The following is a 13,868-nucleotide window of genomic DNA, read 5'->3' as shown; positions in this document are numbered from 1 at the left end:
ACAGGTAAAGTACCTAAATTTACCACATGTCATTTACGAAATTACCGCTCATCGAGCCGATCTTGAAGGCTCTGAGCGCCGAAGGCTATACCAACCCCACACCCATTCAGGAACAAGCCATTCCCATTTTACTCGGCCGCCAGGATTTGCTGGGGTGCGCCCAGACCGGCACTGGGAAAACCGCAGCATTTGCCATTCCAATCCTGCAGATTCTGAGCGAGCAACAACGGCCGGAACGAGGCCCCAAGCCGATCAAAGCCCTGATCCTGACGCCTACGCGCGAGCTTGCTATTCAAATCGGGGAAAGCTTCGCGGCCTACGGACGGTTTCTGACCCTGCGCCATACGGTTATTTTTGGTGGCGTTTCGCAACACGCTCAGGTGCAGGCCCTGAAAGCCGGGGTCGATATTCTGGTTGCCACGCCGGGGCGGCTGCTCGATCTGATGAACCAGCGGTTGATCGACCTGCGGACCATCGAACTGTTCGTGCTCGACGAAGCCGACCGGATGCTGGATATGGGTTTCATTCACGATGTCAAGAAGGTGATTGCCAAACTGCCGTCGCAGCGCCAGTCGTTGTTTTTCTCGGCAACCATGCCGTCGGATGTCGCCAAACTGGCCGATTCGATTCTGAGAAAACCGGCCAAAGTAGAAGTGACGCCGGTTTCGTCCACCGCCGAAACGGTCCGGCAGTCGGTCTATTTTGTGGATAAAGCCAACAAGAAACGGTTGTTGATCCACCTGCTGAACGATCCGACGATTGGCTCGGCGCTGGTGTTTGCCCGGACGAAACATGGGGCGGATAAAGTAGCCAAGGATCTGGCGAAGGCGGGTATTCAGGCCGAAGCCATTCACGGGAATAAATCACAGAACGCCCGCCAACGCGCGCTGACCAATTTCAAAAGCCGCCAGACCCGCGTGCTGGTGGCAACGGACATTGCCGCCCGGGGCATCGATGTCGAGGAGCTTTCGCACGTTATCAACTACGAATTGCCCAATGTTCCGGAAACCTACGTTCACCGGATTGGCCGGACGGGTCGGGCCGGGAATAACGGCGTAGCCTTTTCGTTTTGCGATGCGGAAGAGAAAGAATACCTGCGTGATATTAACAAGTTGATTTCCAAAAATATACCGGTTGTTGATAACCATCCTTATCCTCTGGGAACGGCGCCTGCCCTGGTGGAGACGGAGCTGGTCAACCGGCCGCAGGCCGGAACGGCCGAAAACCGGAGTGAAAATGCCCGACGCGGTTTTCGGAATGGCAACCGGAGCCGGTTTAGCCGGCGTTAAAGCTGAACGACATTGGTCTTTTTCCGGGACACCAGCTCGGGGGGAAGGTGGGTCAGGATTTCCTGTTTGAATACATCGATCAGTTTCCGTTTCAGAAAACTGCGGTGCATGACCAGACTCACTTCCCGCACGGGTTGCGGAGCGTCAAAAGGCCGGATGCGGGCTTTTCGGGTTTCGTCCATGTCGACGGTTGCCAGGTAGGGAAGCAGCGTAAAACCGTCCTGCTTATCAATGAGTTTGATCAGGGTTTCGAGGGAGCCGGTTTCGTAGCGAAGCGGCTGGCTGCCGGTTTGTCGTTTATCCGTACCGCAGAGGCTCACCACCTGATTCCGAAAGCAATGCCCTTCGGTCAGCAGCCACAAGCCGTCCGATTTTAAGTCGCCGGCGGAAACGGTTGCCTTTTGGAAAAGCGGGTGCGAATTGGCGGCATACAGCACGAACGGTTCGTAGAACAGCGGAACTTCCAGCAGGCCGTTTTCGTCCAGTGGGGTGACCACAATCCCGACATCGATCAGGCCGTTTTTCAGTCGTTCGAGCACTTGTTCGGTCATCATTTCCTGAATCTGGACTGTCACGGCCGGATAGCGGCCGATAAACTGACCGATAAAATACGGCAGCAGGTACGGGGCCAGCGTCGGAATGATGCCTAACCGGAGTTCACCGCTGAAATCTTCCCGCGATTCTTTCACGATTTCCGGAATACGGCGGGCGGCCCGCAAAACTTCCCGCGCCTGATCCAGAATAATCTGCCCGGTTTCGGTCGGCACAACGGGTTGTTTCGACCGGTCGAACAGCAACATGCCCAGCTCATCCTCCAGCTTCTGAATCTGCATACTAAGCGTCGGCTGGGTTACGTGGCAATGATCGGCGGCCGTGGCAAAATGGCGGTGGGTATCAACGGCAACAATGTATTCTAACTGGGAAAGCGTCACGGACGAACTGGTTAAAAACGGCGTAATGGGAACGGATTGAGCGGGTTTGCGAATTGGATTCACGCGTTAAAAAGGGCTGACAGATAACCTTAAAAATAAGTCGTTTTCGCCATTCAACCGGTGAAGCCATACGAACCTCCCGCCTTTTAATAACCCGGAAACTCATACAAGTGTTCTATCGCTCATCAATAATTTCGATCTATAAATAAAAAATATTGATTGAGTTGATGCGGTTTCGGTTGTAATTTTGATCTGCCAACTCATTATTCACGTATGGAAATATCCGGTATGGATGTCCCTGTTGTAAAAGAATCTCCGGTTGCCCGGAAGCCCGTCGGCAAAACCGGCGTTCTGCTCGTAAACCTCGGAACACCCGATAGTCCGTCGGTGCCCGATGTGCGGAAATACCTCCGGGAATTTCTGATGGATGGCCGGGTGATCGATATTCCATACGCCCAGCGGTATATGCTGGTCAATGGAATTATTGCCCCGTTTCGGGCCCCCAAATCGGCGAAAGTATACCGGGAGGTGTGGACCGAAAATGGCTCACCCTTAAAGTATTACGGAGAGATTGCCGAGCGCGAACTGCAAAAGCAGCTGGGAAGTGAGTTTGTGGTCAAACTGGCCATGCGGTACCAGAACCCGAGCATTGACGCCGGTTTGTCGGCATTTCAGCAACTCGGTCTGACCGAAATTATCGTGATTCCTTTTTTCCCGCAATACGCATCGGCCACCACGGGATCGATCTACGAGAAGGTGATGGCAATTGTCGGCAAATGGCAGGTTATTCCGAAGATCGAGTTTACGAACAGTTTTCTGGATCATCCGAAATTCATTGAGGGATTCGCCCAGCGCGCGCGGCCCTACATGGACAGGGAATCGTTCGACCACTTCCTGTTTAGCTACCACGGTTTGCCGGAACGACAGATTCGGAAAGGGGATACAACCGGCCAGGTTTGTAAGCTGGGCGATTGTTGTTCGTCGCTGCATGCCCAGAATCAATATTGTTACCGGGCGCAGTGTTTTGAAACAACCCGGTTGCTGGTAAAGGCGCTGGGCATTCCGGAAGGGAAATACACCACCAGTTTTCAGTCCCGACTTGGCAAGGATCCCTGGATTAAACCGTATACGGACGATGTAATTCCGGAACTGGCCCAAAAAGGGGTGACGAGTGTGCTCGCCTTTTCGCCGGCTTTTGTTGCCGACTGCCTGGAGACGACGGTCGAGGTGGGCGTTGAATACAGGGAATTATTTGAAAAACACGGTGGGAAACGGTGGCAACTGGTTGACAGCCTGAATGATAGTCCAATATGGATCGAGTTGCTGGTTGATCTGGTGCAGAAGGCCAGGCAATCCTAGCCCAAAACCGTAAGCCCGCCAATTGGCGGGCTTACGGTTTTGAAGGGAGTGTCATTTACTGTCGGCAAAAGCCATTTCGATGGAAATGCCCCGCGTCAGCGTTTGATCGGTACGCCATACCGCCCAGTCAGCTTTTTGGGGGCTGCCGTTGTTCGGGCGGAGCATTGGAATCGAGTTGAAACGACAGCCGGATCGTTGTAAAGCCGGCGGGAGTCTTCCTCGAAAGGCCGGGGGGTCTTCAGCTTTGAAAGTGATGATGGCGGTAGTTTCCTGTAAATGACGCGTTCTGCTGATTGCATTGGGCAACGGAATCAATGGCCCGGACAACGGTTCATTCCGCCGAGGTCGGATCTATGAGGGTGGATACCTTGCTGATCACATTAGCCGGAAAGCCACCCAGCCGGGCGTGTTCCCGAATCATTTCCTCATCGGGCGCATTGTAAACGCAGTAGATTTTATCGGTCGTTACATAGCTTTGAACCCATTGAATCTGAGGCCCCAACGTATTAAGGACACCGCAGGAGGTTTGCGAAATGGTTTTCAACTGATCGGTCGTCAGTTGACCTGCACCGGGAATTTTTCGTTCAATAACATACTTTGGCATGGTAATTTGTTGTTTGTTTGGTTTCCTACTCGTTAGGCTTTTCGGTTACGCCCCGTTTTGGCGGTTTCTGGTCTCCGCTTTCCTTTCAGGGCAACAGCACAAGGCTACGAATCTGGTGAGCTTGCTGTCGGTACCTGATAAAAATTCGATTTAGTACCTCGGTTGGAAAAGTAGCTTATCGACTTGCGACTGCGCGACCGAACGACTGGCCCCGGAAGGACTCTTTTACGGCCATAAATCATCGTCGATTTCTTCCCACGTAATGTCGAAATCATCGTTGTCAAAAAAATCAAGGCGGCTGAAGCCGGCAAATACGAGCGTACACAGTACGGTAAGCAGCGAAAGGAGGACCGTTTTCATAGGGGGTGGTCATTCAAAGTATTCAGTTGATGCCGGCCGGCGGTTTTAGCGTCAGGGCCGGACGGGGGTTGGCAGGACCCGAATATCGCCCAGGGACTTATGGCGCCGTTCCGGAAAAGGCACGTTCCGGATTGGTTCCGACTCGTCAGCCTGGTGAATGGTTATGCGGGGGCAATCGGGGGCCGCAGCAAGCGAGGAAAGTACTGCTCTCAGGGTGGACGCTGTAGCAAGCTGACTGACAACGACCAGGGCAATTCCGGTGAGAGACGCGATGGTTAATAAGATCCGTTTCAAAGCAAAAAGGATGTTCAGAAGGTGTATTTGTGTTTATGGGCACAAAGGTCTGACCCTTTTTACTGGAAAAAATCACCGAAATCCGTGATTTTTGGTCCCTGAAATCCGTGATTTTTGAAGCCGTCGACAGGAAAAGGAGCGGGAAGGGCCTAAAAAAAGCAGACCCGCCGTTCGACGAGTCTGCTGTTAAGGGATCAACCGAGTTGGTTACCGGCTGGCGACTTCTTTGCCTTTCGGGGTAAATTTCACCACCGCGTTCTTGACCGGCGTCACCGTCTTCAGATAGGTGAAAATGGCCCCCAGATCCTGCTCGCTCATGCCGGAGTACATGATCCAGGGCATAATCGTGTTGAATTCGGCAAATTCAGCCGTGGAGGGATGTTTATAGCCCTGTTGTTCAGCCGCTTTAAACCGGGCAATGAAGCCCTGTTTCGTCCAGCTACCGATCCCGGTCGTCGCATCCGGCGTAATGTTCATCGACTTCACGGTTCCGGTAGGCATGGGGAAGGCCCGGCCACCCGCAAAGCTCATTCCGGGCAACGGCTGCCCCTTGTCGTCGACCGGTGTGTGGCATTCTCCGCAACTGGCAAAGGTCGTCAGGTATTTGCCGTACGCCACCGAATCGGCCGGGTCGGGGCGCGTGCTTCCGGCCACTTTGGTTGGAATCGTGTTGATGATGAGGTTCATCGGGAAGTCAGACTCCGGTTGCGGAATGTCTTTGTTCTCAATCGGTTTGAGGGTCCGGACGTAGGCGATAATAGCCTTGATATCCTCGGGATCTACCTGGCCGAAGTTACCATAGGGCATCACCGGAAACAGGGCCCGCCCGTCTTTGGAAACGCCCGCGGTGATAGCCCGGTAAATTTCGCCGTCGGTCCAGTCGCTCAGGTGAGCCGGCGTAATGTTCTTGGCGTAGTAATTGCCGGGAAAGCCCATTTCGCGGGTAAAGGCTTCACCCCCTTTCCCTTCGGTGCCCGGAACCACCGGTCCGCTCGAGATGCTCCAGTCGCGTTCGGAATGACAGTCAACACAAACGGCTACGTGATTGGCCAGGTACTTACCCCGGGCAATCTGGGCCGAATCGGATTTAATCGTCATTTCCGGCGCGGGGCCGACGTTGGGCAAAGCGGTTTTGATGTAGGCAACGCTTCCCGCAATGGCAATGATAATGACTCCGAGCAAGACGCCCAGAATGCGTAGGAATTTTTTCATGCTATTAAATAAAGTAAGGGTAGGTAATTTTCGTCAGCAAACATACCTAAACCTTTCCATATGAGAATAATAGTGGCTTAATTATTTGAACAGCACAAAAAAAACCGGTAAAGCCTGAATTGCTCTACCGGTTAGTTGATGAAGTGAGTAATTTGGTTACTGAAGCGTGCGAATATGATTGTAAAGTGATATGATTATAAAATGGTAATCAATCCTTTCACCACCGACGCCAGCCGGATGGCATCGAAAACCCGGGCTTCGGTAGCGCCGTGTTTCAGTACGCTTTCCTCGTGTGAGCGCACGCATAGTTCGCAGCCGTTGACCGCTGAAACCGCCAGGCTCACCAGTTCGAAAAACTCCTTGCCCAAAACCGGGTTCATCATGATGCTCATGCGAATGCCGGGTTGGGTTTGCTGGTAATAGTCTTTGCCGGTGAAATGCCGGAACCGGTAGAATACGTTGTTCGTGCTCAGCAAGGACGTACAGGCCAGTGTTTCGGCAATTTCGGCATCCGTGGCACTTTCCTGACGCGCCAGGGCCGAGAAGCTATCGATCAGCGGCTGGTATTTTTCATTGACGGCAACCGACAACGCCAACAGCCGGGCTTCTTTCTTGGTCAGATGCTGGCTGTTATTCAGGACATTGCCAAGATTTATTTTCAAGTCGCGCAAATACCGGTGGTCAACCTGCCCGAGCGTTTCGAGAGTCGGGTAAGCGGCCGTGGTATCCAATCCCAGATTGGTCAGCAGCGACAGAACGGTTTCGTTTTGGATGGAAGTGGTCATCGTTTGAAAGAGTGAAAGAGTGAAAGGCGAAAGAGTGAATGCTTCGCGTACTGATTACCTTTTGGCGAAGCTATTCGCTCTTTCGCCTTTCACTCTTTCGCAATTAAAATTAAGCACTCAGCGTCTCTTCGCCTTTCACCCAGTTGCAGGGGCAAAGTTCGTCGGTTTGCAGGGCGTCCAGGACGCGGATTACTTCGTTCACGTTCCGGCCTACGGACAGGTCGTTAACCGATACCCAGCGAATAATGCCCTGGGGATCAACGATGTAGGTGACCCGGTAAGCAATTTTTTCGTTGGCTTCCAGGATGCCCAGTTCTTCCGCCAGTGATTTCGACGTATCGGCCAGCATCGGGAATTTCAGCCCACGCAGATCGTCGTGGTTCTTCCGCCACGCCAGGTGAACGAATTCGCTGTCCGTTGAAGCACCGATGACGATGGTGTCGCGGTCGGCGAAATCTTCGTACTTGTTATTGAACTCGGCGATTTCCGTCGGGCAAACGAACGTGAAGTCTTTCGGCCACCAGAACATCACCAGCCATTTGCCAGCGGCTTTGTGGTCGTCCGACGAAATTTCGTAAAACTCGTTGCCTTTCTCCAGGGAAACGACCGCCAGTTTCTTGAAATCCGGGAATTGTGAGCCAACGGAAACAATATGATTTTTCATAGTTTTATATAGTTGTGCAGGTTGTAAAAAATAAATTCTGTACAAAAATGGGAAGAAAATCGATGCCAATCACATTGTATTTATTGATTAAGGATAGATAATAATGATGATTATTATCACCCAAAGGCTTGCTTAATTGCATTTTCGTCTCCGAGGGCCTGGTTGTTCAGAAATAAGACAAATGAAAATAATATTATTTCTATTGGAAGGTGGTAAATAGGAGAATAAAAAGAATGGGTAGTAATCCGCCGGTCCGGCGGATTACTACCCATTCGGGTACGAAAAGCAATGACTAGTAGCAGCGCACTTCCATCAGGGCCGCCGGAGCCGGTCCGTTCATGGACTTGAGGTGAAGGGTGAGGTTCTGCGTCTCAATCGGCTGGTCAAACTGAATCGTATTGCGGGTCTGATGATTGCCGGTTTGCTGGAAAATACGCTCCTTGCGGTCATTACAGAGGATATAATCGCGGACGCAGAAGGGCACTTCCGTTTCCGGGTGCGTCATGATCACGTTTTCGAGCGGATGGTCGTAATCACCGTCGAAGAACAGCTCCACCCGGCTGATGCGTTGGGCCGCCGGCCAGCTCAACGTAACGGTCGGACTGGAATCGGTCGGGTCGGCCACGTACGCGTTCGGCTGGTTGGTTGGACGCTGGAGGCCGTTCCGCAAATTGTCGACGCCAAATAAGGAGATACCGGGTTCGATTTTCAGGGCAACGTTCTGACCTTTGGGCCGACGTTCGGCGGTCCAGAACTCAAAAGCCTCAACCCCAATATCTTCCGTCGGCTCCTGTTTGCCGTAGTTGGAAACCGCAGCATTGATTTTATTGAAAACCGACAGAATGCCGCTGACGCGCAGGGCGCTGTATTGCAAGCGGATGTACTCATTTTTCAGGAACATCACAAACACGTAGCAGGGCTCATCCACCACCGCATCGAACGGCAGTTCAATGGCCTGTTTGCCTTTTTTGACCGGGATTTGCAGCGTTCCGAGCGTTACATCCGGGGTGTGGTTGTCCGGTTTGCTGCTCCGGCGCAGTTCCACCGTCAGCGTGGTGTCCTGCTCGGCACTCACCCAGGCCGTCAGACGCGGAACCGCCCCGGCGGGCAGGGGCAGCATCTGGGCGGCCGACGATGTCAGCGGTAATAAGGGGCCGTCGGCGGGTAACTCGGTCAATGTCAGCTCACTCGAGGCCGTCAATTGGGCGGTTTGGATTAAATCCGCTTCGTCGTGCAACCGCAATCCGGGGATGTGCTGACCGGTTTTCAACAGTTCCCGTTGTAACTCCTGCATCCGAACCGGCTCGGTCAGGTCGCGGGGGAGCAGACCGTTGCGGCTGCAAAGCGCGGCCGCCATCCCCACCGCCTGCCCACCGTGGGCGCTGGTACCCATGACGCGCGAGGAGCCAAACGCTACGTGTGAAGCACTGATGATGCGTCCGGCGAGGAACAGGTTCCGGATGTTCCGGCTGTAAAAGGAGCGGTACGGAATCTGGTACAGCCCTTTGCTGTGCCACTGATTACAACCCGGTTTTTCGGAAAAAACGCCATCCGCCGGGTGCAGGTCGATCGACCAGCCGCCGAAGGCCACGGCATCCGGGTGGGTCCGCTGTTCGACCACGTCCTGCTGTTTCAGGATGTAATCGCCCTCGAACCGGCGGCTTTCGCGTTTGCCGGGAATCTGCCCGACCCATTCGAGGGTCATCGTTTCGGCTTCGGGAAACTGCCCGGAGTTTTTGATGTAATTCCAGACGCCGTAGACCACTTTCCAGAGTTCCCATTTGATGGTTTCGGTATCATGCACCGTATCCAGCCGACCGCCGTATTCGATCCACCACAACTGGCAGCCGTACTCTTTGGCATTAAACCGCCGGTAGCGCGGAATTTTGGTAATGTCCTGCAGGGCGTAGGAGGGGGGCACAAACCGCACCGGTTTGCCGGTATCTTTCGTGTAGAAATACATCGAATGACCCAGCAATTCGCCGTATTCGGCAGTGGGCGCAAATTTCTCTCCGAATTCCTCCATCGATTCGGCGCCCATCCGGAAAGCCGCCCCGGCCTGGAACGCCACAAGACCATCGCCGGAGGCATCGCAGAACAGCGGAGCGACCAGTTCGTAGGCGGTGCTGTTCTGGCTGCAAAACGCTTTCAGGCCGCTGATGGTTTCCGGATCGGATTTCTCCACCTCATACACCGCCGTATTGAGCAGCAGAGTGATATTGGGTTCGGCAATGACTTTTTCGAGGATAATGGTGTCGAAAATCAGCGGGTTTCCTTCCGGATTGCGGTACAGGTTTTCGATCAATAACTCGTTGATAAAACCGCCTTCCCGCGCCCAGCGGTTGTTGTTGCCCATGTGCGAGGTGGCCCCCAGTACCCACAGCCGGACCTCGCTGGACGAATTGCCACCCAATACGGGCCGATCCTGCACCAGCACCACGCGAATGCCCGCCCGGGCGGCCGTGATGGCACAACAGGTGCCGGAAAGTCCTCCGCCCACTACAATCAAATCAGCCTCGTGCCGGACGGTTTTAGGCGTTCGCCTATCGGTTGCTTGTTCGCGTATCATTCGTTAAATCAATCGTTTGTGCGAGAATGGAAAAGCCGGTTGGCTTGATGATTTCAAAAGTTAGCGTTTTGTCGAAACCCGCAATGGGCAGGGTGATGTCGGCACTCTGACCCGGCTGTAAATCGGGAATCCGAACGGTAGCAAACCCGGTTTTTAACTGATATTGCCGGATGGCATAGGCCGGAAAGTCAGTGCGGGCCGTGATCCGGAGTTTGAGCTGGTGAACGCCTTCCGGGCCGGGTATCCAGGCGGTTTTTTCAACCGTCAGCGGTGCCATACCGTTTCGGTGAGCCTCGTACAGAGGTCGTTTCGAGCGATCGGGCCGAACCAGGCCCCAGGGGCGGGTGCCGTCGGGATTGGTGCCGTCGTGCCGGCTCAGGTAATCGTTGTACGACCACCACGACGCGCCGATCACGTACGGTAATGGCCGGATGTCGCTCAGAAACTTCTCCAGATGGGTTACCTGCCCCGCTTCACCGTCTTTGCCGTCCGCGCGGGTGCCGTACTCACTGATAAAAATCGGTTTGTCGGGATACAGTGAATGAATGTGTTTCAGAATCGGGGCGTGGTTGCCGTAGGTGTTCGTCGAAATGAAATCACAGTACTGGCTGGCTTCATCTTCCGGTTTTTTGGGCAGAATATTCAGCCGCATGGTCGCGAACGTATACAGCCGGGTGGGGTCCAGTTCGCGGGCGTAGGCAATCATGTCTTTGGTCCAGCGTTGCCCGGCGGGCTGTTCGGAAAGGTACTCATTCCCCACGCTGTAGGCAATCACGCAGGGATGGTTCCAGTCGCGCTCGACCATCTCGCGGAACTGTTGCCGGAATTTGGTGCGGATGGTGTCGTTGTCCATCAATCGGGGCGTAATCTGCCAGTTTCCGGCTTCGGTGATGATGAGCATGCCGTTGCGGTCGGCCCAGTCGTAGACGGTTTCAGCGGGGGTATAGTGCGTCAGCCGGTGCAATTCCATGCCCGCTTCTTTCATCAGCCGCAGGTCTTTTTCGACCAGCCAGTCCGGTTCCAGCGATCCCAGGGCCGGATAATCGACCACCCGGTTTCCTCCCGCTACTTTGATGGGCTGCCCGTTGAGCAGCAATTGCGTCCCTTTTACTTCCACTTTCCGGATGCCAAAATGCGTGCGGACGGTATCCGTAGCGGCCACCACCTGAAGGTGGTACAACGTCGGCTGATCGACGCTCCAGAGTTTGACGTCGGCGGCTTTCAAACTGGTTTCGGCTTCCAGAACCGCGATCTGACTGGAGGAGACACTGCCCGGTTGCTGTTTCCAGTTGACGGCCACGGTTTTACCATTTTGCTCTACCCGAAAAGCCAGTTTCGGCGTAACAGCCTGACCGGTCGTATTCCGAATCCGGGCTTTGACCTTCAGCGTGGCCGTCCCTTTGGCCAGATCCGGTGTGGCTTCAATCTTGACATTTTCAACGTACACCTCGGGTTCCACCGTCAGGTAAACCGGACGAATCAGGCCGCCGTAATTGAGCCAGCCGGGAAACGGATCATTGGGTTCGTTGTAGTCCTTCGATCCGGGAATGGTGCCCCGGCGCCACGTATTGTTGTTGACCGAAACCGCAATGGTATTGGTTCCGGCTTTTAGATAATCGGTTACATCGAAATGAAAAGGGGTATAACCACCTTCGTGAGTGCCAACTTTTTGGCCATTCAGCCAGACGACGGTTTCGTAGTAGGCTGCATCGAAGTGCAGCAGCACCCGTTTGCCGGTCGTGGGTTGCCACGGGAACGTCCGGCGGTACCAGGCGGTGCCGGTGTAGAACTGGTAACGCGGATCGACCGAAAAACAGTGCGGCACCGTGACCTTGTTCCAGCGGTTGAGGGGCGCATCGTCGCGGAACCAGCGGCCGGTTTCGCCCACTTCGTTCGGGTCCATGGCAAATACCCACTCGCCGTGCAGCGGAATGGCTTTCGGATCGCGAATGGCGTATTGACCCCACGAAACCGTTGCCAGTTGCAGCAGAAAGAAAAGGGTAAAGAGATTCGGTTTGTAGTTCATGGAAAAAGGAAGAGATACGGTTTTCCGACCATTAAGGATTGGAGGGGGCGGTTTTGGCGGCTTGCGGCACGCTGGCTGGAATCTGGACGCGTCGGGATGCCTGCCAGGGAATCAGCGATGCCACCAGAACCACGCCCGAAATAACCGCCGTGATGCCTGCACCCTGCGTCGTCAGGAAACTCAGAACCAGCAGCATGACTGCCGTGAAAGCCAGCGATACGGCAATAATTCGTAGCCCAAAGCGGTTTTGTTTCTTGACTTCAATGGCTTCTTCCAGGCTCAGATTTTCAACGGCATCGGCTCTTTTTTGGGCTTTAGCGGCTTGATAAGCCAATTCTTCGGGCGCTACCTCGTTGCGCGAACGTCGGGCCGCCCAGAGTTCGTAGGCCAGCAGCAACAGCAGCGGCAAACCAACCCCGATAATGGTTTCGGCCCCGCGCGTTAGTTTGAAATCCAGCAGCCAGGGCGAAATGGCTTTGAAAAACAGGTTGACCAGCAAACCAATGCTCGTAATCCAGAGGGTTGCCCGGCCGGTCAAACGTTTGGAAAACAACGCCCAGAGGGGAGGTGCCAGCAGCGGACCGCCCGAAATGGACGAAATACTCAGCACCACCTCGACAATTCCGCCAGCCGCCGGAACCAGCAGCGCGATAATGATCATACCGATTCCGAAGAACCACGAAGAGCCCCGGGCCACCCGCATCAGTTGTTTATCGGATGCCGTCGGGTTGATGAGTCCTTTGTAAATATCGTTGGTAAAAACCGCCGAAACGACGTTCAGGGCCGTGTTGGCGCTGGCCGAGGTGGAGAAATACATACCGGTCAGCATCAGCCCCAGGAGGCCCGGCGGCAGCACCAGCTTGCAGATCATCAGATAGGCATTTTCGGTATCCAGGCCCGTCAGCGACGGGTTGATGGCCTTATAAATCATCGGAGGCAACATCCAGATTACCGGACTGATGAGGTAGAGGGCGGCAAACAGAAAGGCCACTTTTCGGGCCGACTTCGGACTGTCGACGCTGGTATAGCGTTGTACGAACGTCCAGTTACCACCGATGTAGCAGATGTGGTAAATGACAAAAGCCGCGACGAAGCCGAAGGTGTATTCACCGTTGAGGAGGTTGAAAAAGTCGTCGGGAACCGCACGGGTAAAACCGTCGAAACCACCCACGCGGTCCAGCGATAGCGGCAGGAGAATAAAAACCGCAGCCGATAACACCACAAACTGCAAAATATCGGTCACCATCACGGCCCAGAGACCACCGACGGCGGTGTAGGCAATCATGAAAATACCCAGGCCGATCGTACAGGGTACCAGCGGCAGGTTCAGCGACGAGCTGACCAGTTTGGCCACCGGATACAGCACCGACCCTTTGATAAACAGCGAAACCAGCGTGAAAATGAAAATATAGGCTTTCTGAACCGTGGTTCCCAAGCGCTCCCGGATGAACTCGGCAGCCGTCAGCGCCCCGGTGGCTTTCCAGCGCGGGGCCAGGTATAAACCGGTGATCAGCGCACCGATGCACATGGTCCACTGGATGGTGATGGCAACCCAGCCGTGTTTGTAAGCGATGGAGCCCCAGGCCACGAACGTTCCGGCGGAGAAAAAACTCATGAACAGCGACAGGCCGCCGATGAACCACGGCACGGCTTCTCCGCCCGCGAAAAACGACTTCAGGTTGCGTCCGGTTCGGGCAAACAGCATCCCGATTCCGAGCACGAAGGCCGAAAAAACGAGGATGACAAGGAAATCTATGGTTGTATTCATACTGAT

12 protein-coding genes are annotated in these 13,868 nt (G+C 54.4%); 2 read left to right on the top strand and 10 right to left on the bottom strand.

All coding sequences use genetic code 11. The features are described from left to right. Positions 1 to 26 precede the first annotated feature (26 nt). Positions 27 to 1,289, top strand: coding sequence for a DEAD/DEAH box helicase (locus ACFPMF_RS19750; protein WP_379848459.1), 1,263 nt, complete (start codon positions 27 to 29; stop codon positions 1,287 to 1,289). Here ACFPMF_RS19750 and ACFPMF_RS19745 read toward each other — a convergent pair. After that, on the bottom strand, positions 1,286 to 2,221 hold the full coding sequence (locus ACFPMF_RS19745) for a hydrogen peroxide-inducible genes activator (protein WP_379848611.1): 936 nt from the start codon (positions 2,219 to 2,221) through the stop codon (positions 1,286 to 1,288). The two genes, ACFPMF_RS19750 and ACFPMF_RS19745, sit on opposite strands and share 4 nt — an antisense overlap. A gap of 273 nt (positions 2,222 to 2,494) precedes the next feature. Between ACFPMF_RS19745 and hemH the strand changes: the two genes are divergently transcribed. Next, positions 2,495 to 3,580 carry a ferrochelatase gene (hemH, locus tag ACFPMF_RS19740; RefSeq protein WP_379848458.1) on the top strand — a complete coding sequence of 362 codons (1,086 nt, stop codon included), beginning with the start codon at positions 2,495 to 2,497 and terminating at the stop codon, positions 3,578 to 3,580. A gap of 331 nt (positions 3,581 to 3,911) precedes the next feature. Here the strand turns inward: hemH and ACFPMF_RS19735 are convergent, their stop codons facing one another. The 9 genes from ACFPMF_RS19735 to ACFPMF_RS19695 form a co-directional block, all read right to left on the bottom strand. Beyond that, positions 3,912 to 4,184, bottom strand: coding sequence for a DUF4242 domain-containing protein (locus tag ACFPMF_RS19735; RefSeq protein WP_379848457.1), 273 nt, complete (start codon positions 4,182 to 4,184; stop codon positions 3,912 to 3,914). Between the two features lie 225 nt (positions 4,185 to 4,409). Next, positions 4,410 to 4,544, bottom strand: coding sequence for a hypothetical protein (locus tag ACFPMF_RS19730; RefSeq protein WP_379848456.1), 135 nt, complete (start codon positions 4,542 to 4,544; stop codon positions 4,410 to 4,412). A 51-nt stretch (positions 4,545 to 4,595) separates the two neighbouring features. After that, positions 4,596 to 4,838 carry a hypothetical protein gene (locus tag ACFPMF_RS19725; RefSeq protein WP_379848455.1) on the bottom strand — a complete coding sequence of 81 codons (243 nt, stop codon included), beginning with the start codon at positions 4,836 to 4,838 and terminating at the stop codon, positions 4,596 to 4,598. A 207-nt stretch (positions 4,839 to 5,045) separates the two neighbouring features. Then, a complete protein-coding gene (locus tag ACFPMF_RS19720; protein ID WP_379848454.1) occupies positions 5,046 to 6,050 on the bottom strand; it encodes a c-type cytochrome in 1,005 nt (334 codons plus the stop codon). 194 nt (positions 6,051 to 6,244) lie between these two features. Next, complete coding sequence (locus ACFPMF_RS19715; RefSeq protein WP_379848453.1) at positions 6,245 to 6,835, bottom strand: carboxymuconolactone decarboxylase family protein; 591 nt, start codon at positions 6,833 to 6,835, stop codon at positions 6,245 to 6,247. Between the two features lie 109 nt (positions 6,836 to 6,944). Further along, complete coding sequence (locus ACFPMF_RS19710) at positions 6,945 to 7,499, bottom strand: peroxiredoxin (protein WP_379848452.1); 555 nt, start codon at positions 7,497 to 7,499, stop codon at positions 6,945 to 6,947. 292 nt (positions 7,500 to 7,791) lie between these two features. After that, a complete protein-coding gene (locus tag ACFPMF_RS19705; protein WP_379848451.1) occupies positions 7,792 to 10,068 on the bottom strand; it encodes an FAD-dependent oxidoreductase in 2,277 nt (758 codons plus the stop codon). Continuing rightward, a complete protein-coding gene (locus ACFPMF_RS19700) occupies positions 10,043 to 12,094 on the bottom strand; it encodes a glycoside hydrolase family 2 protein (protein ID WP_379848450.1) in 2,052 nt (683 codons plus the stop codon). Before ACFPMF_RS19700 ends, ACFPMF_RS19705 begins: the two co-directional genes overlap by 26 nt. Before the next feature lie 31 nt (positions 12,095 to 12,125). Further along, the gene (locus ACFPMF_RS19695; protein ID WP_379848449.1) at positions 12,126 to 13,862 is read right to left on the bottom strand and encodes a sodium:solute symporter family protein; all 1,737 of its coding nucleotides are present in this window, start codon (positions 13,860 to 13,862) and stop codon (positions 12,126 to 12,128) included. Between the last annotated feature and the right edge of the window lie 6 nt (positions 13,863 to 13,868).

The sequence above is a fragment of the Larkinella bovis genome (assembly GCF_042655385.1).
Taxonomy (GTDB): domain Bacteria; phylum Bacteroidota; class Bacteroidia; order Cytophagales; family Spirosomataceae; genus Larkinella; species Larkinella bovis.
This window is presented reverse-complemented; position numbering and strand designations above follow the sequence as displayed.

What these genes read in the sequence shown, in the direction of transcription:
- ACFPMF_RS19710 (WP_379848452.1), bottom strand. Translation starts at nt 7,499, where the DNA reads ATGAAAAATCATATTGTTTCCGTTGGCTCACAATTCCCGGATTTCAAG.
- ACFPMF_RS19735 (WP_379848457.1), bottom strand. Translation starts at nt 4,184, where the DNA reads ATGCCAAAGTATGTTATTGAACGAAAAATTCCCGGTGCAGGTCAACTG.
- ACFPMF_RS19715 (WP_379848453.1), bottom strand. Translation starts at nt 6,835, where the DNA reads ATGACCACTTCCATCCAAAACGAAACCGTTCTGTCGCTGCTGACCAAT.
- ACFPMF_RS19705 (WP_379848451.1), bottom strand. Translation starts at nt 10,068, where the DNA reads ATGATACGCGAACAAGCAACCGATAGGCGAACGCCTAAAACCGTCCGG.
- ACFPMF_RS19695 (WP_379848449.1), bottom strand. Translation starts at nt 13,862, where the DNA reads ATGAATACAACCATAGATTTCCTTGTCATCCTCGTTTTTTCGGCCTTC.
- ACFPMF_RS19730 (WP_379848456.1), bottom strand. Translation starts at nt 4,544, where the DNA reads ATGAAAACGGTCCTCCTTTCGCTGCTTACCGTACTGTGTACGCTCGTA.
- hemH (WP_379848458.1), top strand. Translation starts at nt 2,495, where the DNA reads ATGGAAATATCCGGTATGGATGTCCCTGTTGTAAAAGAATCTCCGGTT.
- ACFPMF_RS19750 (WP_379848459.1), top strand. Translation starts at nt 27, where the DNA reads ATGTCATTTACGAAATTACCGCTCATCGAGCCGATCTTGAAGGCTCTG.
- ACFPMF_RS19700 (WP_379848450.1), bottom strand. Translation starts at nt 12,094, where the DNA reads ATGAACTACAAACCGAATCTCTTTACCCTTTTCTTTCTGCTGCAACTG.
- ACFPMF_RS19720 (WP_379848454.1), bottom strand. Translation starts at nt 6,050, where the DNA reads ATGAAAAAATTCCTACGCATTCTGGGCGTCTTGCTCGGAGTCATTATC.